At 70.6% G+C, this 25,511-nt stretch carries 24 protein-coding genes and 1 pseudogene; 2 read left to right on the top strand and 23 right to left on the bottom strand.

Features of this window, described 5'->3' with window-relative positions; all coding sequences use genetic code 11:
• Positions 1–144: 144 nt before the first annotated feature.
• From CFB35_RS29495 to CFB35_RS29385, 23 genes are read right to left on the bottom strand one after another with little or no spacing between them, the layout of a single operon-like run.
• Positions 145–396: a hypothetical protein gene (locus tag CFB35_RS29495; protein ID WP_059579186.1), complete on the bottom strand. Its 252-nt coding sequence runs from the start codon at positions 394–396 to the stop codon at positions 145–147.
• Positions 397–428: 32 nt separating this feature from the next.
• Positions 429–1,847, bottom strand: a complete 1,419-nt coding sequence (locus tag CFB35_RS29490) for an FAD-binding oxidoreductase (protein WP_089465931.1) — start codon at positions 1,845–1,847, stop codon at positions 429–431.
• A gap of 2 nt (positions 1,848–1,849) precedes the next feature.
• Entirely contained in the window at positions 1,850–2,392 is a 543-nt protein-coding gene (locus tag CFB35_RS29485; protein WP_089465930.1) for a permease, read from the bottom strand.
• Between the two features lie 37 nt (positions 2,393–2,429).
• Positions 2,430–3,509 carry an ABC transporter permease gene (locus CFB35_RS29480; RefSeq protein WP_089465929.1) on the bottom strand — a complete coding sequence of 360 codons (1,080 nt, stop codon included), beginning with the start codon at positions 3,507–3,509 and terminating at the stop codon, positions 2,430–2,432.
• A complete protein-coding gene (locus CFB35_RS29475) occupies positions 3,502–4,515 on the bottom strand; it encodes an ATP-binding cassette domain-containing protein (protein WP_059579610.1) in 1,014 nt (337 codons plus the stop codon). Before CFB35_RS29475 ends, CFB35_RS29480 begins: the two co-directional genes overlap by 8 nt.
• Before the next feature lie 11 nt (positions 4,516–4,526).
• A complete protein-coding gene (locus CFB35_RS29470; protein ID WP_089465928.1) occupies positions 4,527–5,600 on the bottom strand; it encodes a TauD/TfdA family dioxygenase in 1,074 nt (357 codons plus the stop codon).
• A 3-nt stretch (positions 5,601–5,603) separates the two neighbouring features.
• Positions 5,604–6,266 carry a class I SAM-dependent methyltransferase gene (locus CFB35_RS29465; RefSeq protein ID WP_059579171.1) on the bottom strand — a complete coding sequence of 221 codons (663 nt, stop codon included), beginning with the start codon at positions 6,264–6,266 and terminating at the stop codon, positions 5,604–5,606.
• Between the two features lie 28 nt (positions 6,267–6,294).
• Positions 6,295–7,539, bottom strand: coding sequence for a citrate/2-methylcitrate synthase (locus tag CFB35_RS29460; protein ID WP_089465927.1), 1,245 nt, complete (start codon positions 7,537–7,539; stop codon positions 6,295–6,297).
• A gap of 1 nt (position 7,540) precedes the next feature.
• On the bottom strand, positions 7,541–9,388 hold the full coding sequence (locus CFB35_RS29455) for an acyl-CoA dehydrogenase (RefSeq protein ID WP_059579165.1): 1,848 nt from the start codon (positions 9,386–9,388) through the stop codon (positions 7,541–7,543).
• Positions 9,388–10,482 (bottom strand): hypothetical protein, encoded by a 1,095-nt coding sequence (locus CFB35_RS29450; protein ID WP_089465926.1) that lies wholly within the window; start codon positions 10,480–10,482, stop codon positions 9,388–9,390. Before CFB35_RS29450 ends, CFB35_RS29455 begins: the two co-directional genes overlap by 1 nt.
• The gene (locus CFB35_RS29445) at positions 10,479–12,062 is read right to left on the bottom strand and encodes an acyl-CoA ligase (AMP-forming), exosortase A system-associated (protein WP_089465925.1); all 1,584 of its coding nucleotides are present in this window, start codon (positions 12,060–12,062) and stop codon (positions 10,479–10,481) included. The genes CFB35_RS29450 and CFB35_RS29445 overlap by 4 nt, the downstream gene beginning before the upstream one ends.
• 16 nt (positions 12,063–12,078) lie before the next feature.
• Positions 12,079–13,254: a PLP-dependent decarboxylase gene (locus tag CFB35_RS29440; protein ID WP_060009055.1), complete on the bottom strand. Its 1,176-nt coding sequence runs from the start codon at positions 13,252–13,254 to the stop codon at positions 12,079–12,081.
• Complete coding sequence (locus CFB35_RS29435; RefSeq protein ID WP_089465924.1) at positions 13,244–14,233, bottom strand: 3-oxoacyl-ACP synthase; 990 nt, start codon at positions 14,231–14,233, stop codon at positions 13,244–13,246. The genes CFB35_RS29440 and CFB35_RS29435 overlap by 11 nt, the downstream gene beginning before the upstream one ends.
• A 1-nt stretch (position 14,234) precedes the next feature.
• Entirely contained in the window at positions 14,235–15,218 is a 984-nt protein-coding gene (locus CFB35_RS29430; RefSeq protein ID WP_059579151.1) for a ferritin-like domain-containing protein, read from the bottom strand.
• A gap of 1 nt (position 15,219) precedes the next feature.
• The gene (locus tag CFB35_RS29425) at positions 15,220–15,849 is read right to left on the bottom strand and encodes a hypothetical protein (protein WP_059579148.1); all 630 of its coding nucleotides are present in this window, start codon (positions 15,847–15,849) and stop codon (positions 15,220–15,222) included.
• 1 nt (position 15,850) lies between these two features.
• On the bottom strand, positions 15,851–16,726 hold the full coding sequence (locus tag CFB35_RS29420) for a hypothetical protein (protein ID WP_059579144.1): 876 nt from the start codon (positions 16,724–16,726) through the stop codon (positions 15,851–15,853).
• Between the two features lie 7 nt (positions 16,727–16,733).
• On the bottom strand, positions 16,734–16,988 hold the full coding sequence (locus CFB35_RS29415; RefSeq protein ID WP_006481176.1) for an acyl carrier protein: 255 nt from the start codon (positions 16,986–16,988) through the stop codon (positions 16,734–16,736).
• 58 nt (positions 16,989–17,046) lie between these two features.
• Entirely contained in the window at positions 17,047–18,132 is a 1,086-nt protein-coding gene (locus CFB35_RS29410; RefSeq protein ID WP_059579142.1) for a hypothetical protein, read from the bottom strand.
• A 13-nt stretch (positions 18,133–18,145) separates the two neighbouring features.
• Positions 18,146–19,474: a hypothetical protein gene (locus CFB35_RS29405; RefSeq protein WP_059579140.1), complete on the bottom strand. Its 1,329-nt coding sequence runs from the start codon at positions 19,472–19,474 to the stop codon at positions 18,146–18,148.
• A complete protein-coding gene (locus CFB35_RS29400) occupies positions 19,464–20,207 on the bottom strand; it encodes an outer membrane lipoprotein-sorting protein (protein WP_089465923.1) in 744 nt (247 codons plus the stop codon). The genes CFB35_RS29405 and CFB35_RS29400 overlap by 11 nt, the downstream gene beginning before the upstream one ends.
• Positions 20,204–21,421 carry an ABC transporter permease gene (locus CFB35_RS29395; RefSeq protein WP_089465922.1) on the bottom strand — a complete coding sequence of 406 codons (1,218 nt, stop codon included), beginning with the start codon at positions 21,419–21,421 and terminating at the stop codon, positions 20,204–20,206. The genes CFB35_RS29400 and CFB35_RS29395 overlap by 4 nt, the downstream gene beginning before the upstream one ends.
• Positions 21,393–22,103, bottom strand: coding sequence for an ABC transporter ATP-binding protein (locus CFB35_RS29390; RefSeq protein WP_089465921.1), 711 nt, complete (start codon positions 22,101–22,103; stop codon positions 21,393–21,395). The genes CFB35_RS29395 and CFB35_RS29390 overlap by 29 nt, the downstream gene beginning before the upstream one ends.
• Entirely contained in the window at positions 22,100–23,866 is a 1,767-nt protein-coding gene (locus CFB35_RS29385; protein WP_256940236.1) for a fatty acyl-AMP ligase, read from the bottom strand. Before CFB35_RS29385 ends, CFB35_RS29390 begins: the two co-directional genes overlap by 4 nt.
• Before the next feature lie 379 nt (positions 23,867–24,245).
• Between CFB35_RS29385 and CFB35_RS29375 the strand changes: the two genes are divergently transcribed.
• Positions 24,246–25,193 (top strand): fatty acid desaturase, encoded by a 948-nt coding sequence (locus tag CFB35_RS29375; RefSeq protein ID WP_089465919.1) that lies wholly within the window; start codon positions 24,246–24,248, stop codon positions 25,191–25,193.
• A 29-nt stretch (positions 25,194–25,222) separates the two neighbouring features.
• Positions 25,223–25,511, top strand: a pseudogene (locus CFB35_RS29370) (ferritin-like domain-containing protein); the annotation flags it as partial.

The following is a 25,511-nucleotide window of genomic DNA, read 5'->3' as shown; positions in this document are numbered from 1 at the left end:
GACGCGGCCGTGTTCGGCGCGCCGCGTGAAGCGGTGTGGGTCATCGGCATCGGCGCCGGTAGCAGCAGTCCCGCTTGTATCGACATCGACGACGACCGTGTGCGGCCGCTCGTCACGACCGCACGGAGCGACGCGAACGCTCACCTAACCCGGTGGTGCATCGCGCTCGGCATCGCCGTCCGATGCGTCATCGCCCGACCGATCGTTGCGCCAGTGCGCAAGCTCGCGCCACAGCGCCGGCCGCGCATGGTCACGCGGCGGCAATTCAATGACATACGCGACGCCACGTACGTTGACCACCGCACCCGAGTCGGGCAGCGCGGGAATGCCCGCGGACGACGGATCGTCGTCCGGCTCGGCGGCGACGGTTGGGCAGGGCGGGCATGGCGACATCATGCGAATTCTCCGTGGGGTGTCGAAGCGGTGCATCAGTAACGGACCCGCCCGACCAGGCCGAGCGGATCGATCGCGTGCTGGACGGCGCCGGCGAGTTGCCGTTGCGCGGCCGGCACGTGCTTGCGGTAGTACGCGATATTGACCGGGCCGATGCCGTGTTCCGCGCTGAAGCAGCCGCCAGCCTGCACGACACGGTCGTACAGCGCGCCGCGCAGCGCCACCTGCTGCAGCGCCCCGTAGCGTTCCGCGTTGGCATGCGGAATCGACACGACGAGATGGCAGCCGCCGTCGCCGAAATGGCCGAACGCATGACAGCGCAGCGACGGATGCGCGGCGGCGAGCCACCGCTCGGCATCGGTGACGAATCCTGCCAGCGCGCCACGCGGAAACGACACGTCGAACGACAGCGGCAGGCCGTCCTGCGCGACCGCGGCCGGCAGCGCGTCGCGAATGCGCCAGAACCGTTCCGCCGGCCCGCACGCGGCGTCGAGCACCGCGCGATCGCTTGCGAGCGCGTCGAGCGTCGCGACGGCGCGCTCCTCCAGCAGCGCATCGAGCCCCGGCATGCCGGTCGCGATCTCGACGAGCGCGTAGCAGGCGGCCGTGCCGGCCTCGAACGGCGCGCGCAATGCGGGAAACGCGGCGGCGATGCAATCGACCGCCGCCGCCGACATGAATTCGAACGCCGACAGCATCTCGCCGAATGCGCGTTCGAATGCGAGCAGGCCGGCGAGCGCGGCGTCGTACGACGCGAACGCGACGAACACCGCGCACGACGACCGTTCGAGCGGCGCGAGCGCGAACGACACGGCGGTGACGAGCCCGTTCGCGCCATTCGCGCCGATGAAGCATTGCGCGACGTCGAAGCCCGCGTTGCGCTTGCGCAGCGGCGCGAGCGCGTCGATCACGGTGCCGGCTTCATCCGCCAGCACGACTTCGACGCCGAGCACGTGACGGCGCACGTCGCCGTACTTGATCAGGCGGCTGCCGCCCGCGTTCGCGCCGACGAGGCCGCCGGCCGCCGGATCGCTGCCGAGATCGATCGGCACGCAGAGCCCGGCGTCGCCCGCGACGCGATTGATGTCGGACAGCCGCACGCCGGCCTCGACCGTGATGCTGCGATTGGCCGGATCGAACGCGCGAACGGCGCGCATCCGCTCGAACGACACCACGCATTGCGTGCCGCCGCGATCGGGCACGGCCGCGCCGACGAGGCCCGTGCGCGCACCTTGGGCGACGAGCGCGATCCGGTGCGCGACGGCGGCGCGAACGAGCGCGCGCACGTCGGCGGTCGATGCCGGCCGCGCGACGCCGAGCGGCACACCGCCGTGATGCAGGACGTCGGTCGCATACGGCTCGCATGCGGCGCCTTCGAGCCAGCCGTCGCCGAGCGCTGCGGCGAGCGCGTGCCGCGGCGCGGCGTGTGCCGCGTGTGCGGGCAGCGCGTTCATCGTCAGCCTGCCCGCGCGAGCTGCTTGCGCAGCCGGCCGCGTACGACGACCAGCGCGATCAGCGGCACGACGCCGCCCCACAGCGGGCTGTTGCGCATCGCGATCGACACCGCGAGCGCGACGATGGTGACGGCGAGCAGCACGAGCGACAGCGAACGCGCCCGCGCGCGATCGACGAGCGTGCCGTCGACGAAGCCGCCGTCCGACCACGCGGTATGCACGATGCCGACCACCAGCACGCAGACGAGCATCGCGGCCGGCCCGAGTTCCTCGCCCCACAGACGGCTACCTGTCGGCGAAACCAGCGCGAGCACCGCACCGATCACGAGGAACAGGTCGACGCCGAGCGCGATGCTGTTGCGCTCCGCGCGGCGCATCAGCCACGCGCCGTGCACGAGCGCGAGCACGCCGCCGATCAGGAACGCGTGGGTCCAGCGCAGGTCCGGCTGTTCGGGGCCGAGCCGGCCGTAGAACAGGAACACGATCGCCGGCAGGAAGTTGCTCGCGTGCAGCAGGTAGCCGGTTATGGGATGGGTCGATTTCATCTGTGTCTCTCCTTCGTCGAAACAGCGGGGCGACGCGTCACGCGTCGTGCCAGCGGAACAGCCGCGCGGCGGCGAACAGGAACAGCGCGGTGCACGCGGTCATGCCGAGCAGTTGCGGCGCGAGCTGCGCGTACGGCGCGCCGTCGACCAGCGCGCCGCGCAGCGCGACCGCGAACTGGTTGGTCGGCAGGAACGCGAGCCCGGCCTTCAGCCACGCGGGCGCGGCGTGCATCGGGATCGTCAGGTCGCTGAAGAACAGCAGCGGGTAGTAGGTGACGTTGCACGCGAGCTCGGCGGCCGCGAGCGAGCGCGTGCGGCTGGCGAGCAGCACGCCGATGCTCAGCACCATCGCCGCGCCGAGCAGCACGATCGGCAACGCGCGCAGCCCGTCCGGCGTCGCGATCGGCAGCGCGATGCCGAACGCGACGCGCGCGACCGTCAGCAGCACGAGCGCCGACAGCGCCATCATCGCCATCCGCGCGACGATCAGCGCGGCGAGGAACACGCCGCGCGACACCGGGAAGCACACGTACAGCTTGAACGTATTGCGCTCGCGCAGCGCGGCGATCGCGGTGGTCGTCGAGTTCAGGCCGATCGCCATGAACGCCATCACCAGGATGCCGGTCGCGAAGAACGCGCCGTAGTCGAACGGGCGGCGCGTGGGCGCCGCGTTCTCGAAGCGCGCCTGCGCGGCCGGCAGCCCAAGCCGCTGCGCGGCGCAGCGCGCGAGCGCGATCTCGACGACTCTCGATGCCGCCTTGACCGCGAGCGAGCCGTTGAAGTCGTAGCGGATCGTCGCCGGCGCGCGCACGTCGGCGCCGAGCACGACGGTCACGCGCTCGGCCGGCGCGCCGTGGCCGCCGAAGGTTGCCTTCACCGTGTCGCTGTGCGACAGGCTGGCGACGATCTGCGCCTGGCACGCCTGGTTGTACGGCGTCGCGCCGCCGGGCAACTCGAACGCGATGTCGGCCGTGCCGAGCGAACCGGAGCCGCCGAACGCGAACAGCATCACGCTCAGCAGGAACACGGGGAACACGAGCGTCCAGAACAGCGACGAGCGGCTGCGCAGATAGCCGAGCAGCTCGTTGCGCACGAGGATCAGGAACACCTTAGTCATGGCTCGGGCCCTCGGTGCACAGGCGCAGCAGGTCGCCCGGCGTGCTCGGCGCGAGCGCGAGATGCTGGATGCCCCGTTCGCCGACGATCCGGTGCACGTTCGGATGCAGCGTCGCATCGCCGAACGCCTCGACCACGTGCGCGGCCGACACGCGCACGCCGGTCACGCCGGGCAGCGCCGCGAGCCGCTTGCGCAGCGCGCGCGCATCGGCTTCGTCGCGGCAATGCAGGACCGCGCGCGCATCGCCGACGAGCTCGGCGCGCAGCGTGTCCTGGTCGCCCTGGTAGCGCACGCCGCCGTCGCGCACCCACACGAGATCGTCGACCACGCTCAGTTCTTCCTCGGAATGGCAGATCATCGCGATGCTCGTGCCGCTTGCGCGGTGGCGCAGCAGGTCGATCACGACGCCCGCGTAGCGGCGGTCGAGGCCCGTGAACGGTTCGTCGAGCACGGCCAGCTCGGGCCGATGCGCGAGCGCGACGTAGAGGTCCACGCGCTGGCGCTGCCCCTTCGACAGCGCGCGGCACGGCTTGTCGAGCAGTTCGGCGATGCCGAGCGCGTCGGCGATCGCCGCATCGGTGTGCGCGTACATCGCGCGGTGCAGCGCGACGATCTCCGACACGCGCAGGTGATCGGGATACTCGACCTTCTGCAATTGCGCGCCGATCCGCTGCAGCGAGCGCGAATCGCGCATGAAGCGTTCGGCCGGCACGTCGAGCACGCGCACGTCGCTGCCGCCGCGCCGGAAGCCGAGCAGCGTTTCGAGCAGCGTGGTCTTGCCGGAGCCGTTCGGCCCGACGATCGCGGTGATCGCGCCGAGCCGGAACCGTACGTGGCGCGCGGAGAAGCGGAAATCGCCGGCCGCGACGTCGATCGCGCGCGCGCCGAGCGCCGCGCCCGGCGCATGCGCGTCGGGCAGCGGCGGCGTGCCCGCGCGCCGCGGCCGGTCGAACGCGGCGGGCGGGCCGAACATCGCGCGCACGGACGCAAGAAACGAAACGCTCATCGTCGGCATCCTCAGTCGAACAGCATGACCTGCGTGTCGCGCACGCCGCGGTATGGGTTGCGGCCGTGCGCGACCAGCATGTTGTCGACGACGAGCACGTCGCCGGCCTGCCACGGGAACGCCCGTTCCTCTTCGTCGAGCGCGTCGTAGATCGCCACCAGATCGTCGAACGGCATCGGCGAGCCGTCGCCGTAGCGAATCTCGTACGGAAACGCGGCGCGCGTGCCGTACATGCGCTGCAGGTAGCGATAGCTGAGCGCGCCCATCGAGCGCGGGTTCGGGTGCTGCGCGCTCGCCTGGTTGAACCACACCGTCTCGCCGGTGCGCGGATGCGTGCGCAGCGCGCTGCCGACGTGCGACACGGTCACGCTGCCGTCGTCGAGCCAGCGGCAGCCGACGCCGCGTTCCGCGCACAGCCGTTCGACTTCGTCGCGCGCCGTCGTGCCGAATGCGTCGTCCCACGGCCGGTGGTACGCGGCGAACGGCAGGTTCGGATTGGCGGCGAGGCCGTCCGCACGGTCGCCCGGCGCCGCGAAATTGCGCAGGTACATCACGCCGCGTTCCGCGAACCGCGCGCGCAGCGCGGCCGGCACGCGCGCGGTCACGCGGCGCATGTCGCAGATCGGCGTTTCGCCGCCCGCGTCGGCCGGCTGCCGGCAGTAGAACGCGACGAGGCGCGGGAATGCGGGCATGTAGGCCATCTCCTGGTGCAGCCCGATCTTGAACGGCGGCGGCATGCGGGTCGACTCGTAGACCTGGCCGTCGATCTGCCGGCGCGGCGCGGCGCCGGCCGTGTAGCCGTTCGCGTGTGCGGGGTAGAGCGCGCCGAGGCGGCCGAACGCGGCGGTGTCGGGCACCGCGAAGCCGCGCCACAGCAGCGCGCCGCACGCATCGAGCAGCGTGTCGATCGTGTCGAGCCGCGAGCGGTACCACGCGACGAACGTCTCCGGCGACGTCGCGAGTTCGGCGCTGCGCGGGCTCACGCACAGCGGCAGCGTCGCGCCGGGCGCGACCGGCGTGCAGTGCACGTCGTCGGCGCCGAGCCGCACGGCGGCATGTGCGGCGAGGAAGGCGAGATCGGTCATCGCTCAGGCCAGCGCCGGTTTCTTCAGCAGGATTTCGAAGCCGAGCGCGCCGAGCCCCGCGCTCGGGCTGTAGATCGACGCAACCTGCGTCAGACCGGCTTCGGCCACCAGCGCATGCGCTTCGTCGAGCGTGATCTTTTCCTCGACGTGGGTCGGCGGATAGTCGGCGGCCGCGCGCATCTCGGTGAAGCGGTCGAGCAGGTGCTGCGGCGCGTCGCGGCGCATGTCGTGTACGAGCGCGATGCCGCCCGGCTCCAGCACGCGGTACATCTCGGTGAGGCTCAACGCCTTGTCGGGCAGATGGTGCAGCGTCGCGCGGCCGACCGCCATCGTCAGCGTGCCGGCGTCGAACGGCAGCGCGAGCGCGTCGCCGACGCGCATCTCGATCGTGTCGTCGAGCCCGAGTTCGCGAATGCGCGGGCGGCCTTCGTCGAGCATTGCCGGATCGAGGTCGATGCCGACGTAGCGCCAGCCGCGCATCGCCGGATCGGTCGCGAGCCGCACCGGCACGACGCCGGTGGCCGTGCCGATGTCGGCGATCGTGCCGGGCGTCATCCCGCGCGCGAGCTGGCGGATGCGGCTGATGAACAGCAGGTCCCACGGTTCGAGCGTTTCGGTGGCGAAGCGATCGTAGTCGTTCGCCGGGCGCAGGTTCTTGAGCAGCATGACGTTCCTTGTGCGAAAGGGTGAGGGTTCACAGCCAGCCGACCGGCACGGCGGCCAGCAGCCGTCGCGCGGTCGCGCTGTTGACGCCGAACGCCGGGCGGCGGCGCCGTTCCACCGCATGCGCGGCCATCGCCGCGATGCGCGCGCCGAGCCCGACGCCGACGCCCCACGACGGCGCGGCGACGCCGAGTTCGAGCAGCGTCGCGGCGGTCAGGAAATCGATGTTCGGCCGCAGCGCGCGGCGCGCGTCGGCCTGCGCGCAGCACGCGTCGAACAGCGTCACGTAGCCGCCGCCGAAGCCGCAGGCCGCGAACCGGCCGCGCATGTGCGGCGGACGCGGATCGGCGACGAACAGCGGATGGCCGAAGCCGTACAGCGTGCGTTTCGCGTCGAGCGCCGCGTCGATCGCCGCGCGCCCGGCTGCGTCGAGCGCGGCCGACGGTGCGCCGGCGCCGCCGGGCACCGATCGCGCGAGCGCCGCGAGCCACTGCATCGCTTCGAGCGCCGCGCCGACGTGCGACGGCCCGCTCGCGAGGAAGCCGGACGCGATCGCCTGCGTCAGCGTGACGCCGGTGCCGATCGCGACGCGCGGCGCGAGCACGGTCGGCGTGATGTAGCCGAAGCCGGCGTGCCACGCGACGAGCAGCATGTCCATCGCGGCTTGCGCCGGCGCGTCGTGGCGCGTCGCGCCGGTCAGCGCGAGCATGCGTTGCGCTTGCGTCCGCGCGGCGTCGAGCGCCGTGCCGCCGCCGGCGCGCGGGCCGGCGGCGAACGGCCGGCCCTCGATCGCCGCGTGCAGCAGGAACGGCGCGGCGGCCGCGCACAGCAGCATCGTGTCGAGATCGGCGTCGTCCGGCGCCGGGCCGCGCATGCGTTCGAGCACGTCGTCGAGGCCGCGCAGCAGGCCGGACGCGGCGGCGAACACCGGCGCGACGCCCGCCGCACCGAGGTCGGCCGCGACCGACTGGGCGACCGAGCCGGGCGCCAGCGCGTCGGCGAACGCCGCGAGCCGCGCGGCGATCGCGGCCTCGTGCGCGCGATGGTCGGCGCGGCCGGGCGCGACGTCGAACCACAGATGCGCGAGCGCGCCTTCGAACGTCGTCGCGCCGATCAGCGCGTTCAGGTCGAGATCGCGCACGCGCAGCGCTTCGGGGTCGAGCGTCGCGCCGTCGATGTCAGTGCCGCGATGGCGCGTCGTCGGGCGGCCGAGCAGGTTGCGCGGCGCATCGGCGGTCGGGGCGGCGGGGATGCCGGAATCGAGAGTCGTGTCCATGTCATTCCGCCGCGGCGAGTTCGTCGCTGCTGACGCTGATCGCCGCGTGCGCCATCGCGGCGATCACGGCCGCGTGCTGGTCGACGACGGGCAGCACGTTCGCGAAGTAGTAGCGCGCGCTTTTCAGCTTGCCGCGATAGAACGCGAGCTCGGCCGGCATGTCGGCCGTTTCCGGCGCATCGAGCCGGCGCGCGGCGATCGTCGCCGATTCGAGCAGCACCCACGCCGACGTGACCACGCCGAACATCTCCAGAAAGCGCGTGTAGAACTGGCTGCTGCGATGCGTGTGGCCGTCCTGCACGTCGCGCGCGATGTCGTCGAGCGCGGCGGCGATCCGGTCGGCGCCCGCGCGCAGCGCGTCGAACAGCGGCCGCAGCTCCGCTTGCGTGCCGGCGTGATGCTGCTGGGCGAGGAATGCGTCGAGTTCGTCGCGGTAGTACTGGATCAGCCGCGAATGGCGGCCGAAGCCGAGCTTGTCGCGCACGAGGTCCTGCGCCTGGATGTAGTTCGTGCCTTCCCAGATCGACAGGATCTTCACGTCGCGCGCGTTCTGCTCGACGGGGCTCGCGTCGGTATAGCCGAGCCCGCCATGCACCTGGATCGCGGTCTCGCAGATGCGCCATGCCTGGTCGGAGATGAACGCCTTGCAGATCGGCGTCAGCAGCAGTTGCAGCTTGCGGTGGCGCTCGATTTCGGCCGGGTCGGCGTCGGGCGTCGCTTCGAGCATCGCCGCGCGCGTCGCGGTCGCGGCGAGCTTGCCGAGCAGGCCGCGGCAACCGTCGACGCGGCTTTTCATGTCGACCAGCATGCGCTGCACGTCCGCATGCTCGACGATCGCGACGCGCGCGGCGTTCGTGTTCGACGCGCGCTCGATCGGCCGCCCCTGCAGGCGGCGGCCCGCATACTCGACCGCGTGCAGGTACGCGCTCGACGCGACGCCGACGCCGAACATCCCGGTGCTCATCCGCGCCTGATTCATCAGCGGCATCAACTGCAGCAGGCCGACGTTGCGCCGGCCGCCGAGCAGCCAGCCTTTCGTCGTGCCGTTCGCGCCGAACACGAGATGCGTGTTCGCGCAGCCCTTGAGCCCCATCTTGCGCGGCAGGCCGATGCAGTCGACATGGTTCGGCCGCAGCTCGCCGGTCTCTTCGTCGGGCCAGAAGCGCGGCACGACGAGGCACGACAGCGAGAATGAATCCGGCGATGCGGTATCGATGCGCCCGAGCACGAAATACAGCGTGTTTTCCGTCAGCTCGTGCATGCCGGCCGAGATGTAGACCTTTTCGCCGTCGATCGCGTAGATATCGCGTTCGAGCGGCGTCGCGCGCAGCGCGACCGCGGTGAGGTCGGTGCCCGCCTGCGGTTCGGTCGCGCAGAAGCACGCGTCCCAGCGGTACGCTTCGAGCGGCGCGATCAGCGCCTTCTGATGCGGCGTGCCGTGCATCTGCAGCAGCTTGACCGCGGGGCGCGTGAAGCCGCCGTACGTCATGAACGACGGATTCGCGCCCATGAACATCTCGTAGATCATCTGCGTGACGATCGGCGGCAGCCCGTGCGCGGTGCCGAACAGCGTGTTCGACCACTCGTCGCGAAAACGTGCCCACAGCGCATGGAAATGCGAAGGAATCCGTACCTGGCCGTCGTCGAGCAGCGTGCAGCCCTCGACGTCCGCCTGCTGGTAGCTGCGCCCGAGGTCGAGCGCGAAGTCGCGCGCGCGTTCGAGCAGCGCGTCGACGGACGCACGATCGTGCGCGCTGTACGGCCCGTGTTCGAGAAAGTGCCGATCGGCCTCGAACAGTTCCCACAGAAAGAAGCGCAGCTCGCGCAGGCTGACTTTGTATGCGCTCATCATGCGTCTCCTTCGATATCGAGCGCGGCGTCGAGGCCGCCGGCCAGATCGACGACGGCCGCCGCCGCCGCGCCATGCAGCGCCGCGTCCCATACGAGCACCGTGCGGCGTTCGCCTTCATCGAGCGCGCCCGCGAGCCGGATCAGCGCGGCGGCCGATTCGGCCGACGACAGATGGCCGGCCCCGTCGTGCTGGATGCGCGCGCCCACCGGGATCGACGCGGCGTCGGCCACGCGCGCCGCGAAGCCGGGATCGAAGCCGGGCGGCACGCACCAGTCGATCTGGTTCGCGCGCAGGTTGGCCTGGTCGAGCGCGCGGCGGATCGCGCGGGCGGCGACCGGCGCGAGCGTGTCGCGTAGCGCGGCCGGCGCATCGGCCCACGGATCGGCGACCGATGGCCCGAACTCCATCGCGACGGCGCGCACGCCTCCCCACGCGGCCGGCTCCGGCGCCGGCCCCGCGCGCGACACGAGCAGCGCGGCGGCCGCGTCGCCGTAACCGACCAGATCGCCGAACTGGCGGAAGAACGGGTAGAGCCACTTGTCGCTGAGGATCATGAGCGCCTGGTCGCCTTCGTCGAGCAGCAGCCCGTCGAGCAGCATCAGCGCCGAATACCAGCCGAGCGTGCCGTTCTGGCCGAGCGCGAACGGCGTCACGCGCTGCAGCCCGAGTTCGTACTGCATGCGGCCGACGACCGAGTCGCCGATGCCTTCGTTGAGCGCGCAACTGGCGACGATCAGATGCGTCGTGCGCGCGAGCGCGCCGGAGCCGAGCTGGTCGCGCAGGTCGAGCGCCGCGTCGGCGGCGAGATCCGCGAGGCTGCGCCCCGGCGGCGCGACGCGCAGCGCGGGCCGGCCGCCCGGCGCGAGGCGCGTGCCTTCGTCGGGCGTTAGCGCGCCCATGCCGCGCGGCCGCGCAAAGCGCGCCTGCGGCAGCAGCAGATGGCGGTAGCCGGGATGGCGCTCCTGCGCCTGGATCGCGCTGAACACGACGGCGGGCGGCAGCACCACGACGCCGCCGGACAACGCGAGCGTGCCGGGCGCGGCGACGCGCGGCGCGCCGACACAGGGTTCATCGAGCGTCGACGGGGTCATGCGGCGGTCTCCTCGAGGTTCGGGCGCGCGAACGCGTCGCGATACTGCGCTTTCAGCGCCGGTCGGTCGATCTTGCCGTTCGGGTTGCGCGGCAACGCCGGCAGCGGCTCGACGACGAGCGGGTTCATGTAGGTGGGCAACGCGTCGCGGCACGCGCGGGCGATGTCGATGCGGCACGCGTCGGCGTCGAGCGTCGACACGACGCACGCGGCGATCGCCTCGCCGAGCGCCGGATGCGGAACGCTGAATACCGCGGCCTCGCGGATGTGCGGCAGCGCGAACAGCACGTCCTCGACCTCCGTGGGGCTCACGCGATAGCCCGACGTCTTGATCATGTCGTCGCCGCGCGCGACGAAGTACAGGTAGCCGTCCGCGTCGCGCCGCACGATGTCGCCGGACCATACGGCGACGTCCGGGCGCGGAATCTCGCCGTGCCGGCGCGGCAGCGGGCGAAAGCGCTGCGCGGTCAGCTCGGGCCGGTTCCAGTAGCCGAGCGTGACGAATGCGCCGCGATGCACGAGTTCGCCGGGCTCGTCGGCCGCGCATTCGCTGCCGTCCGCGCGCAGCACGAGGATTTCCGCGTTCGGCACGGCCTTGCCGATCGACGTCGGGCGCAGCGCCGCATCCGCAGGCGGCAGGTAGGTCGAGCGGAATGCTTCGGTCAGCCCGTACATCAGGTGCGGCGACGCGTGCGTGAACAGCGCCTGCAGACGGTGCAGCAGCGGCGTCGCGAGATGGCCGCCGGTGTTCGCGAAGCGGCGGATCCGCGTGCGCGCGGCGTCGCTCCAGCCGGCCGACGCGAGCTGCATCCACAGCGGCGGCACGCCGGTGATCGACGTGACGCCGAACGCGTCGCAATGGCGCGGTACTTCGGCCGGCTGCAGGAAGTCGAGCGGCGTGTAGCACGCGCCGGACGCCAGCGCGGTCGTCAGCTGGCTCAGGCCCGCATCGAAGCTGAGCGGCAGCACGCCGAGCACGACGTCGTCGTCGGCGAGCTGCTGGTACGCGGCGACGCTGAACGCGCCCGACACCAGGTTGCGGTGCGATACGACGACGCCTTTCGGCTTGCCGGTCGAGCCGGACGTGTAGAGCAGCGCGGCCGGATCGTCGTCGACCGGGCGGCCGGCGGGGGCCGCCGCCGACGTCGGCGTGTCGGTGCCGGGCGAATCGATCGCATCGGCCAGTTCCTCGATCAGCAGCGTGCGCGTGCCGACGAGCGCGGCGAGCGCCGGCAGGCGCTTGAGCCGCTGCGCACCGGTCACAAACAGCGCGGCGCCGCTGTCGGCGACGATGTGTTCGATCTGCGCTTCCTTCAATTGCGGGTTGACCGGCACGAAGATCGCGCCCAGCGCGTTGGCCGCGAGCATCGCGACCACGGTTTCGATGCGCTTCGGCGCATAGATCGCGACGCGCTCGCCCGGCTGCACGCCGCGCGCCGCGAGTACGGCGGCGGCGCGCCGGACCGCGCGGGCGAGCTGGTCGTAAGTCAGCGTGCCGCCGCCGTCGGCATAAGCCGGACGATGCGGCCAGCGCGCGGCGCCATGTTCGAGCAGGTCGGCGATGCTGATCAATGCGTTCATGATCGGCTCCTCTGGTTCAGGCAGGCCGCACGTACACGTGCGCGGCTTCGTGGGACAGGAAATGCGCCATCGAGTACGTGCGGTGATACGCGCCGCAGCGTGCGAACACCGCGATGTCGCCGACTTGCGGCGGCGCGCCCGTGTCGTCGCGGCCGATCACGTCCGCGCGGCTGCAGGTGCTGCCGACGTAGAGCGTCGGCACACCGCGCGACGGCGGCGCGGGTGAGCGGCGCACGAGCGACGGCGCGGCCAGGCGGCGCATCACCGATTCGGTCTGCGCGAGCAGGAACGCATGGGACAGCCCGCCGTCGCAGACGGCGATCGTGCGGTCCTGCCACGCCTTCACCGCGACGACGCGCGTCGCGAACACGCCCGCATCGGCGAAGATCGCGCGGCCGGATTCATGGGCGAGCGAATACTGGCCGGCCAGCGGCGCGAGCGCGGCGGCATAGCGCTCGAACGCGGCATCGCCCGGATGATCGTCGGCAAAACCGCCGCCGAGACTCAACGAGCCGAGCGGCGCGCCGTTGGCCGGCGCGAGATCGCGGGCGAGCGCCGCGAGCAGTTCGGGCAGCACGAGCGTGTCGGGCTGCGCCGGGTCCTGGCGGATGAACGAATGCGGGCCGGAGAACACATGCAGCCCGGCCACGGGCAAGCCGGCGGCCGCGAGCGTGCGCACCGCGTCGTGCGCCTCGTTCGGCGTCATCCCGAAGTGGTCGTGCCACTGCGCCCGCGCATGAACCCCGGCCAGCGCGCCGGCGTTCACGCGCAGCAGCACGGCGCCCGGCGTGCTGCCGCCGGCCGCCGCTTCGCGCGCGAGCGGCACGAAACGCGCGACCGCGTCCGGGTTGTCGAGCACGAAATGGCAGCGCGACGCGAGCCCCGCACGCATGAACATCTCGTCCATCGACGGATTGTTCAGGTAGCGCGGCGTCCTGATCCGGCCGATTACCGCATCGAGTTCGCCGCGGCTCGCGAGTTCGACGCCGTCCTCGTACGCATGCGCGCAGCGCGCGAGCATGTCCTGGTTCGGGTTCGCCTTCAGCGACACGATCAGCCGCGTGCCGAGCCGCGCCTTCAGCGACCGGTAGCGGGCGATCGCGACCTCCGGCTCGTACACGTAGCACGGCGTACGCAGGTCGGCGATCCACGCGTGATCGGCGGCGGGCGGAAGCGGGCGCTCAGGCGTCATGGCGGCCCACCGGATGAAGCGTGGCGGCCGCATACGCGCCGCAGTTCGACTGCATCACGCCGAGCACGCGCTTGCCGTGCGCGAGCGCATCGAGCCCGACGTCGGCCAGGTTGATCGGGAAATCCGAACAGCACGCGTGGCCGCGCGCATGGATGTTGTCCGCATAGAGCCGCTCGGCCGGCACGCGCATCGCGCGGCACAGCGCGTTCCAGCCGGGCAGGTCGGCGTTGTGCGGCAGCACGAGGTCGTACGCGTCGAGCGCATGCGGCTCGAGCGCGACGGCCGCGTCGATCGCCCGGCGCGTGTACGGCCACTCCATCATGATCAGGTCGGCCTCGTTCGCGGCGACCGTGTCCGACCCGCGATGCCATTTCGCGTGCGTTTCGATCGCGATGCCGCCGAGCCGGTTCTTCGTGCTGTTGCGCGCGATCAGCATCGCGGCCGCGCCGTCGCACTGCACGCCCGTCATCTGCCGCATCCGGTAGTCCTCGCCGTACACGCGGTCGGACGACACGACGAGCGCCGCGTCGAGCCGCGGATGGCGGCGCATCAGCGCGCGCACGGTTTCGATGCCGGCCGCGACCGACACGCAGTTCAGTTGCGCGACGGAGCCGAGCCACAGCGGCTCGATGCCGAACCGCGCGGCCACTTCGTGCGGCAGGCTGCGCGGCGCCGGCGGCACGCTGAATTGCTGCGTATGCACGTGCACGATCGCGCCGACGTCGGACGGATGCACGCGCGCGGTGTCGAGCAGCCGGCCGACCGCCGCGATCGCGAGATCGGTCTCGCTCGTGTCGAGCGCCATGTGGAAATAGCGGCTGCCCGACTGCGCGATCGCGGCCGCCCGCTGGGCCGGATAGTCGCGCTCGGCGGCCCAGGCCTCGATGTCGACGGGCGGGCCCGGCAGCTCGTAGGCCACCGCGTCGATGCCGATCCAGAAGCCGGCGTCGCGGGATGCGTGGGAAGAGGGCATCGTCATGTCAGTTGAGCGGCATCGCCGCGTAGTCGAGGACGTCGAGCTTTTCGAAGGTCGCCTGCACGGTCGGCGTGAGCAGGCCCATTTCGCGGATCGTCGGCACGAGGCGCCGGAAGATCGAGCGGCGGATCGAGCTCGACACCGGCGATTCGCGCACCATCGCGCTGCATTCGCGCTTGGACAGCCCCATCGGTTCCCAGATGTCGTCCGCGCACAGGTGTTCGTACAGCACGGCCGCGCCTTCGCAGATGAACTCCTCGCGTTCGCGCAGTTCGTGCGAACTCATTTCCGCGTACACGCGGCACAGCGTGATCCGGCCGACCGCGAAGTGGCGCGCTTCGTCGCGCTGGATCCGCAGGAACAAGTCCTTGATGAACGGGTCGGTGCTGTACGCGACGACGCTCTGGAAGATCGACAGCGCGATGCCTTCGACGAGCACCTGCATCCCGAGGTTCGTCATGTCGAGCGCGCTGCTCGTGATCGTGTCGTGCAGCAGCCCCTTCAGCGAGCGGCTCATCGGGTAGCTGACGTCGAGCTTCTCGTTGACGAGCTTCGCGTACGCCTCGACGTGGCGTGCTTCGTCCATCATCTGCGCGGCCGCGCACAGCCGCGCGCTCAGGCCGCTCTCGGCCGACGCGAGCTTCGACGCGCAGATCAGCGCGGCCTGCTCGCCGTGCAGGATCTGCGACAGCAGCCAGCCCTGCGCGTGATGGCGCACCTCGCGCTTGTCGGCGTCGGCGAGCTTGCCCCACAGCTCGGTGCCGTAGATCAGGAGCGTCGGGTCGGGCATGCCGAGCGGGTTGGCCGGATCGAGGTCGTGGCGCCAGTCGACGTCGGTCGCGACGTCCCACTGCGCGGCCTTCGCCTTCTCGTACAGCCGGTTCAGCGCCTCTTCGCGCAGCGCGTAGTCGTTCGACATCAGCGCGTCGACGGGCATCGACCAGCGGATATCGGCCGTGTCCTGCATCACGGTAAGCGTGTCATTCATGTCAGGGTCTCCCCGGCCGCGCGGCGGCGCCGGAATGATGGGCGGAATCGGTGAGCGGGGCGGCGGCGCGCGACGCGCCCGGATGCGGTTCGAGCCGGATCGCGAACGACGGCCACGCGCCGCGCAGTTGCGCGTCGAACGCGTCGGCGAGCCGCGCGGGCCAGATCGCGCAGCACACGCGGTTGTCGCCGGCGAATTCCGCATCGCGCAGAATGCGGTCGCCGATCCAGACGACCGGTGCGCCGCGCGCGGCGTCGCGCAACGCTTCGTCGTACAGGTGCACGCCGAGCAGCACGTGGGGCGCGAGCAGTTCGGCCGGCAGCGCGCCGAAATACGGCGCGCACACTTCGATGAATACGCGGGCGTCCGGATGCACGGCGTCGCGGATCCGCACGGTGATTTCCGCGAGGAATCCGAAATACTGCACGTGGTCGAGCAGCACGCGGCGCTCGCCACCGGCCGCGTCGTACGCATTGCCCGCGTCGTACGCGTCGCCGGCCGCTTCCGCGAGCGCGGCGCGCGCATAGTCGGCCGGCGTGCCGAGCGGCATCCGGTACGCGCTGGCCGCGACCGCGACCGGCTGCCGCGCGTCGCGCTCGATCCGGTAGGTGAAATGAACGGGACGCACCATGTCATGCCTCGCCGTCGAGAGAGAACGTCGCGTCCGGCGCGAACGCGACGTCCGCGATCGCGTAATAGCCGTTCAGCGCGAGCGAGCAGACGGCCGCGCGGCGCGGCGTGTCGCCGTCGCGGTTAGCGAGCAGCACCGACAGCCACGGGTCGCTGCCGAACGCATGCCCGAACACGCCGTGGCCGTCCGGCAGCAGCGGCGTCTTGCCGACCGACGCGAGCAGCGCGCGGCGCGACGTGGCCGGGAAGAACGGCAGCGCCGCGTGCAGCCCGGGGCGCGCCGCGCAGAACGTGCGGATGTCGCGGCCGAGCCGCACGACCGCGCTGGCCGGCGGCGCGGCGTCGGCGATCACCGACGCCGCCGGTTCGCGGCCGACGTCGACGAGCAGCGTGCAGATGCCGAAGCCCGAGCGTCCCCACGCGGGATTGCCGTGCCAGTACGTATAGCCGTGCACGTCGATGTCGACGATCTGCAGCAGCAGCGTGCGCGGCCCCGTCTCGGCCGCGGTCGCGAGCGTGCGGCGCAGCACGTAGCCCCAGCCCGCGCATTCGTACGAGCAGGTCATCCAGTCGGGCGTGTAGTCGTTCGCGCCGGCCAGCGCCTGCGCGAACACGCGATGCTGCGGCGAATCGTTCATCAGCAGCATCGACAGGATCGTCGAGCTGACCACGTAGTCGTCCGCGCCGACCGCGCCGCACAGCCGCTCGCGTTCGGCGCACGCGAGCGTGCCGATCGCGCGGGCCGTGTCGTCGAGCGGCGCGGCCACGCCGTCGCGCGACGGCGCGACGCGCCGGTACGCGAGCGCCTGCACGGTCAGCGCAGTGGCCGGGGCCGGCTGGACGGCGGCGGCCGCCATGGGGGCGAGGGGCGCGAGCATCGCCGTGTCAGGCCGCGTGCTGCTGGCTGCGCAGTTGCGCGTCGAGCTGCTGCAGCGTCGTGTACTGCGTGATGTTCAGCGCTTCCGGATCGATCGAACCGTAAAGCTGTTCGCAGAACACGATCAGCTCGACGATGTTCAGCGAATCGATGCCGAGTTCGCCGATGCCGGCGTCCGTGTCGACGGTTTCGACGTTGAGGATCTTCGCGACTTCGCGGGACAGGATGTCGAGCGCGTCGGCCGGAACGTTCTGGGTCGTCATGAGAGGAGCTCCTGGAGTTGAGTGGTTTTGATCGGGATCGATCGGCCTGTCGCGTGGGTCAACTGCCGGCTTCGCAGCGCAGGCTCTTGCGAAGCTCGTGATAACAACGGTACGAACTGCCTTCCATCTTCGAAAACGCCAGCAAGTCGCGCTGGTCGTCGAACAGCTGCACCTTGCCGTCGCGCACGAGCGCGGTCAGGAACTCGTTCGACAGCAGCTTGATCGCGAGCACGCGCTGCACCTTGCCGAAGCTGTAGTGCGCGTCGTCGGTCTGGCTGCGCGCGGCGTCCGCGATGAAGCGGTGCACGGCGCGCGCGTCTGCGTCGAGCTCGATGCGGCCGGTTCGTTCGAGCCAGCCGACGTGCGCCATCAGCGCGCGCACGAAATACGGCCGCACGACGGTCAGGTATTTGTTGAACACGGTCGGGCCGCCGATGCGCAGGCGATCCTCGGCGGCGACGCGCACCTGGCCGCCGACGTTCGCAAGCTGCAGGTTGCCCGCGAGGAACGGCGCGCCGCAGGTCGTGCGTTTCAGTTTTCGATACTCGTCGGGCCACACGAGATAGGCGGCCGGGAACATCACGCCCGGCAGGCGTGCCGCGACGACGGCCATGCAGTCGCGGTGCGCCTCGATGCCCCACACCTTGTCGACGGTCAGCGCGAGCCCGTTGTCGTCGCTGCGCACGACCGTGCGCCAGGCGGCGAGCGTCGGGCCGCCGCCGTCGCTCATCAGGAACGCGAAGTGATGGCCGGCGTCGATGCACTCGCATGCGCGGCGGTTCTGGTCGTCGGAGAAGAACAGCCCGAACATGATGCGGATGAACGCGCGCATGAACGGCTTGAACAGGTGATGAAATCCTTCGCGGCCGATCTGTTCGAGCAGCGCTTCGGTGAGCGGCGCCTCGTCGTGCCGCAGCGGTGTCGACGCGGACGCATCCGGCAGTACGTCCGGTGCGGCGGTGCGCAGCGCGATCACCATCTCGCTGTCGAGCAGCCGCACGGCGGCGGCTTCGACGAGCCGGGCCGCCGCGTGCGGCGGCGTGCCGATCGCGTCGAGGTGGCGCAGCACCGGATACGCGGCCTGGTCGGCCACGCGCAGGCGCAGCGGCGGTGCGATCGGGGTGGGGGCGGAAAGCGTGGACATGGCAGGGTTCCAGTCAGAAACGCACGCGCACGGCGGCGTCGATGCGGGTGCCGAGACCGACCATCCGGTACTCGGAATTGCTGTCGGAAAACGCGCGCGACACGGCGACATCGACGCTCACGCGCTTGTTCACGTCGGCGACGATCTGCGCGATCGCGAGCAGGCCCTTGTCCTGCGGCGAATAGACGCCGCGCAGCGAATACTCGACGCGGCCGATCTTCTTGCCGAGCCGCGCGAACAGGTAGTCGCGCAGGTTGCCGTCGACGCTCACGAAGTTGGCCGTGCCGCCGAGGCCGGCCAGCGCGGCGCCGGGCGCGACGGGCAGCAGCGCGTTGTTCGCCTGCGCCGCGCCGACCATTCGGCGCCACTGGCTCGCGTCGTAACGCGCTTCGTCGTGCGACCACTCGACGATCAGCGACAGGTTGCCGGGCAGCGCGCTCTGGATGCCGAGCGCGCTGCGCCACATGTACTGGCGGTCGTTGCGGCGATCGACGGCGTCGTACGCGGCCGCCGAATCGAGCGGCGTACCGTTCGCGATGAAGGCCGGCAGCGGCCGCGTCGTGCCGCGTTCGAGCCACGCGCTCGCATAGACGGTGTTCGAGCGCGCGACGTCGAACGACAGCGTCGCGCCGACGCCGCCGCGGCCCGCGTGACGGCCGGCGAGCAGCGCGGCCGAGCCGCCCGATCCGTTGTAGGCGCCGCGCACGAGCTGCGTCGCGCCGGCTACGTCGCGGTTGTCGACGTCGTTGCGCAGCGTGCGGTTCTCGCCGGCGATGAACTGCAGCGTGGTCTGCTCGCCCGCCCATTTCGCTTCGACGAGCGGCGTGCCTTCGACGTCGCCGTAGCGATCGTAGATGTCGGCCGTCGCGGCCCGTTTCTGGAAGAAGCCGAGCGGAAAGAACGCCTGCGACGTGTCGAGCGCGTCGATCCGCTTGCCGGCCGTGAGCGTGATGCCGTTGTCGAACGCGTAGCGCACGCCGGCTTCGTTGAAGCGGCTTGCCTGCGCGCCGAGCGAATGGTTGCTCGCGACGATGCGCGCATTCGCGAACAGGTTCTCGCCGTCGATGCGCGCGAGCAGCCCGGCTTCCTGCTGGTTGCGCGGCGAGTCGCCGATCAGGCGGCCGAGCAATGCGCGGCCGTCCATGCTGTCGACGGAGCGCGCGTAGCCGATGCCGTTGAGCGTGCCGAGCTGGTCCATCAGCGATTCTCCATGCGCGAGCGTGCAGCCGAGCGCGAGCGGGATCGCGAGCGCGACACCGGGCCAGCCGCGGCGGGCGCGATCGGGTGATGAGCGGAGGCGGTCACGATGAGCATCGGCATCGGCGTCGTACTCACTGGCCATCGGCGAGCGTGTCGGGGTTGAACCAGCCCGACGGAATCTTGCGCGGCTGACCGTCGAGGATGTCGACGACGCTCGCGCGCTGCTTCTCGACCTCGTTGCGATAGGTGATCTTGCGGATCACCTTGCGGCCGTTCGCGTCGACCGGCGCGGAGAAATCGGCGCTGCGAAACAGCAGGCCGCTCGCGAGGAAGAACTGCGCGCGCACCGGCACGTCGGTGTCGGGCGTGACCCACAGCTTGATCGTCGGATAGACGTTGTCGGGATCGGTCGCGCTCAGGTCGAGCTCGGTGGCCGGCTTGCCGGCGATCATGGTCGTGCCGGGGGCGGCCGTCGCGCGATAGCTGTCCGCCCAGTGCGTGCGCGTGATGTCGCTGATCACGACTTCGCCCTGCAGCCGCTGCATCCCGTTGATGCGCACCGCGCTGCGCGTGTTCGGCACGTAGAACCAGTGCCCGCGCGTCGTCGCGAGGTACTTCTGGCCGTCGTTCTCGCCGCTGCGCGTCAGCGCGAGCGTGTCGCCGTTGCCGCGCGTGTAGACGAGATAGCGCGTCGCGTCGCCGGACTGTCCGCCGACCTCGTTGGTGATCTCGATGTTGGTCTGCGTATCGGCGGCCGTGCTGCGGTACGCGTCGGCACGGGCGAGCATGGTCTGGGCCGTCGGCGTGTCGGCCGCCTGCGCGGCGAGCGGCACGCACGCGACGAGCGCGGCGAACGTCAGGCGAATGCGATTCATGGGGCGAGTCCTTCGAGGATGTTGCGTTTCGCGAGACCGAGCGTCGCAAGCAGCGCCGCGGCCACGCCGAGCACGACGAACGCGGCTTCGACGGCGGCCACGGCGGCGGGCGACACCGTGAATTCGAGCAGGATCGGCTTCACGCGGCCGGGCGGCGCGGGCAGGTGGATCTGCGCATGATTGAGCGCGACCATCGTCAGCAGCGCGAGCGCGATGCCGGCGGCCGCACCGAGCAGGCCGAGCAGCGCGGTTTCCTGGATCAGCACGCCGCGCACCGTCGCGGCCGGCACGCCGAGCGCGCGAAGCGTCGAGATCTCGCGGCGTCGCTCGACGATGCTCATCAAGATCCAGTTGCTCATCGACAGCAGGATCGTCACGCACAGGATCGCGCCGAACACCGAGAACTGGTTCTTGTACAGCGCGACGACCTGGTGATAGAGCGACACGAGCTGGTCCCAGGTCTTCACGTCGAGCGTCGGCAGCGCGGCGCGCAGCGTCGCGGCGGCGGCCGGCGTGCCGGCGGTGTCGTCGAGGAACACCGCGATGCGCGACGCGCGGTCGGTGCGCAGCAGCGCCTGCGCGGCCGTGAACGTCACGTCGACGATCCGTTCGTCGACGTCCTTGTTGCCGGTGCTCATCACGCCGACGATCTGCGCGTCGGTCGCGTTGATGCCGCCGTGCGCGGTCGACGCCATCAACTGCACGACCGAACCGACGTGCACGCCGAGCTTGCGCGCGAGTTCCGCGCCGACGACGACTTCGGTGCCGGCATTCGTCGGCGACAGGTAGCGGCCCGACAGCACCGTGTGATAGTCGAAGAAGCCGGGCGGCTCGCGGTTCGGCTCGATGCCTTCGCCGACGAAACCGTAGCTGAGGTCGCCGTTCGACACGAGGCCGTCGAAGTCGATGCCGCGCGCGGTCGTCGCGACGCCGCGCAGCTTTGCGATCGCGTGCGTGGCGGCGGCCTGCTCGTCGGCGGTCAGCCCGTACTGCAGCGGCCGCTCGCCGATCAGGTCGAGATAGCCGTGGTGCAGCACCTGCACATGGCCGACGCCGCTGTCGATCGACCCTTCGCGCACCGCGTCGAAGGTCGCGATCACGTAGCCGAGCGCGAGGCTCGACGCGAACGCGGCGACGCCGATCATCGCCATCGTCAGCACGGTGCGGCGCTTGTTGCGCCAGAGGTTACGCCACGCAAACGTCGACCAGTTCACGATTCACTCCCGGTACGCCGTCGCGCATCTCGATGCGGCGCGGCAGGTGCGCACACAGACGATCGTCGTGCGACGCAATCAGAAAGGCGGTGCCCAGTGTGCGGTTGGTGTCGAGGATCAACTCGGCGACCGCCCGCGCGTTGGCGCTGTCGAGGCTCGCGGTCGGCTCGTCCGCGATCACGATCGCCGGCTCCTTGGCGAGCGCGCGGGCCAGCGCGACGCGCTGCTGCTCGCCGCCGGACAGCTCGCCTGGGCGATGCCGTTCGCGCGCGGCGAGCCCCACCGCGTCGAGCATCGCGCGCGCGCGTTCGCGCCGCGTGCGCGGCGTGCCCCACGCGAAGCAGCCGAGCTCGACGTTCTCGAGCGCCGACATCACCGGAATCAGGTTGAATTGCTGGAACACGAAGCCGATGCGTTCGCGGCGAATCCGTTCGAGCGTGCCCGGCGCGTCGTCGATCCGGCGGCCTTCGAGCCAGCGTTCGCCGCTGTTCGGCACGTCGAGAAAGCCTGCGAGGTTCAGCAGCGTGCTCTTGCCGCTGCCCGACGGGCCGATGAGCGCGACGACGTCGCGCGGGGCGATCGAGATCGTCGCGCCGCGCACCGCGACGACACGGCCCGCGCCCTCGTACACGCGCGTGACGTCGCGTAGCTCGAGCACCGGCGAAAGCGACGCGGGCGTCATGCGAACGCTCCCTGGCCGGCTTCGGCGACGGCGGCCGATGCGGCGATCACGGGCAACGCGCCGTTCGCATAGAGATCGCGGCATTTCAGGCGTTGCAGCTTGCCGCTCGTGGTGCGCGGCAGCGAGCCGGGCTCGACGAAACACAAATCCTGCGCGGCGAAGCCGATGCGCGACGCGAGCAACTGCTGGCACTCGGTGCGCGTTTGCGGCGTCGCGTCGACGGGCCGTGCCTCGATCGCGACGACCAGCCGCTCGGTGCCGGTTTCGGGGTCGGGCAGGCCGAACGCGATGCACGTGCTCTTGCGCAGCGCGCTGTGCGACGCGAGCGCTTCCTCGATCTCGTGCGGGAAATAGTTGCTGCCGCGGATGATGATGACTTCCTTCTTGCGGCCGAGGATATGCAGTTGGCCGTCCGCGACGTAGCCGATGTCGCCGGTGCGGAACCAGCCGTCGGCCGTCAGCGGCGCGGCGATCGTGCCGTCGTCGGGATTCAGGTAGCCGAGCATCACCGACGTGCCGCGGATCGCGACTTCGCCGACCGCGCGGTTGCCCAGCGCATGGTCGCCGTCGTCGAGGATGCAGGACGCCATCCCGTCGATCGGCGTGCCCATCGCGAGCACCGTTTCGGTCTCCGTCTCGCGGCCGTCGTTCGCGGCGGCCGGCTGCGCGTCGCGGCGCTCGATCAGCGCGCGCCGGTCGAGCGTATCGGCGATCACGTACGGTGCGCCTTCGACCGCGCCTTCGTGCCATGCACGATGCATCGATACCGCGAGCGTCGATTCGGCCATCCCGTAGCACGGCTGCAGTGCCGACGCCGCTAGCCCGTACGGCGCGAACGTCGCGGCGAAATCGCGCAGCGTCGCGTCGTCCACGCGTTCGCCGCCGATGAAGATGTTGCGGCACGCGGACAGATCGACGCCGTCCATCGCGGCGGCGTTGAAGCGGCGCACGCAGTAGCGCAGCGCGAAGGTCGGCACGGACGTCGTCGTCGCGCGTGCCGATGCGATGCGCTTCAGCCAGCCGAGCGGATTCCGGATGAAGCTGTTCGGCTGCATCATCAGCAGCGGCGCACGGTAATGCAGGTTGGACAGCAGCGTGAGCAGCCCCATGTCGTGATAGAGCGGCAGCCACGACGCGGTGCCGTCGCCGGCCGCGATATCGAAGCGCACCGACCCGCCGATGCCGAGCACGTTCGCGATCACGTTCTCGTGGCTCAGCACCGCGGCTTTCGGATGCGACGTCGATCCCGACGTGAGCTGGACATGATGCGGATCGTGGCCGCTCTTCGCGCTGATCGGCGCGCGCGCGCCGGCATCCGCGGCGCTCGACAGCGTCGCGAGATCGACGACGCGCGTGGCGGCCGCCGGAAACGCGTCGTCGCGCCAGGCCGCGGCCTGCGCATCCGCGGCGATGACGAGGCGCGGCCGGTACAGCTCGCACGCGACGTCCGCCACCTGCCGCGCGGCCGTCGGCCGCCGCACGGGAACCGGCACGGTGCAGGGCAGTGCACCCGTCATCACGCAGGCCATCATCGCGGCCGCATGCTCGACCGACGCGGGCAGCGCGAGCATCACGAGATCGTTCTCGCGCACGCCGAGCTCGTGCAGCGCGCCGGCCTGGCGAAACACCTCTTGCGCGAAGTGCCGGTACGTGATGCCCGCTTCGCGGCCCGCATCGTCGACGAACGTCATGCGATGCATGGCGCCCGCGACGTCCTCGAGCGATTCGATCAGGCGATGAATGGTGGATGCGTACTTCGTCACGAGGGTTCTCCCCTTGAGGAACACGGCCGCTCGCGCCACGGTGCCGGCGGCGCCGTTCGTCGAGTGAGGAGGATTCTTGCCGGATCGATCGGCGGCGACAAACGGAATCTATGCAGGCTATGCATGAGCGGCACGCATCCACGAGGTGACTGGTCGGTCTCATTCGACCGGTCGTCTAGTTCACGATGTGGTGCGCTCATGCGCGGGCGTCATGCAATGCGTTCGGAAAATTCGTTTGTCCGAAACATCGACTCACAGAAGAATGGCAACCCGGCAGCGCGCCAGCGTCGCCGCGTCATCGTGCCGGGCAACCCGGCCCAAGGAGAGCGTCTTGTCCGTCACCTCATCGCTTGTCGCCCGGCCGAAACCGGTTACAGACATGAAGAGCCGCCCGAGCGGCGTGGTCTTCTCGCTGAAGCTGGTTGTATACGTTGCGCTCGTCGCGCACGGGATGATGTTCGCGCTGTCGGCGCTCGTGATCCTGAAGGTGGTCGGCATCCTGCTGATCGGTGCGATGTATGCGCACGGCGTCGAGCTGCAACACCAGGCGCTGCATTACCAGGGATTCCGCAGCAAGCGCCTGAACATGGTGTTCGGCGTGCTGCTCGGCATGCCGATGCTCGTGTCGTTCCACGCATACCAGGACAGCCACCTGCGCCATCACCGGCTGCTCGGCACGCCGGAGAACAAGGAGTTCTTCGACTACGGCGACCAGTACGGCGCGAGCCCCGTCGTCAATGTCGGGCTGTGGATGTGGCGGCTGTCGATGGCCGCGCACTATATCCAGTTCGCGAGGAACGTCGTGAAGCTCGTCGTGCCGGGTGCGCGCTTCGGCGACAACGCGCTCGTGTCGCGCGCGATCCGCCGCGACTACCTGCTGATGGCGGCCGCGATCGCGCTGCTCGCGGCGCTGTCGTTCGTGCTGCACACGTGGTTCGTCGTCTGGGTGTGGGTCGTCCCGCTCGTGTTCGTCGCGGCGCCCGTGCACGCGCTGGTCGAGATGCCCGAGCACTACCGCTGCGACCTGACGAGCACCGACCCGTTCCGCAACACGCGGACGATCGAGAGCAACGCGTTCATGACGTGGTTCACGAACGGCAACAACTATCACGTCGAGCATCACATGATGCCGAACCTGCCGATCGAGCGGTTGCACGACCTGCATGGCGCGATCGCGCCGCGCATCCGCTATTACCACCGCTCGTATCGGCAGTTCTACCATGCGTTGCTGCGCGGCCGGCTCGCGCCGCGTTCGGTGGACGACGATCGGGACGATCGCGAGCCCGATGCGGAAGCCGCCGCGCCGGCGTCGACGCAGTCGGCATGAGCGCCGGTGCGGATTGCATGGCGACGACGGTGACGACGATGCTCTATCCGGAACTTTTCAGGTCGCTCGAAGCTGTCCGCTGGGACATGGAGAAGGACATTCCGTGGGACAGGTTCGACGCTTCGCTGCTCACCGACGAGCAGGCGAAGACGATCAAGATGAACGCGATCACCGAATGGTCGGCGCTGCCGGCGACGGAAATGTTCCTGCGCGACAACCAGCACGACAGCGACTTTTCCGCGTTCATGAGCGTGTGGTTCTTCGAGGAGCAGAAGCATTCGCTCGTGCTGATGGAATACCTGCGCCGCTTCAAGCCGG

This window comes from Burkholderia sp. AU16482 (genome assembly GCF_002223285.1).
In the GTDB taxonomy this organism is placed as follows: domain Bacteria; phylum Pseudomonadota; class Gammaproteobacteria; order Burkholderiales; family Burkholderiaceae; genus Burkholderia; species Burkholderia semiarida.
Note: the sequence above shows the minus strand (reverse complement) of the source record. Positions and strands in the feature narration are given on the sequence as shown.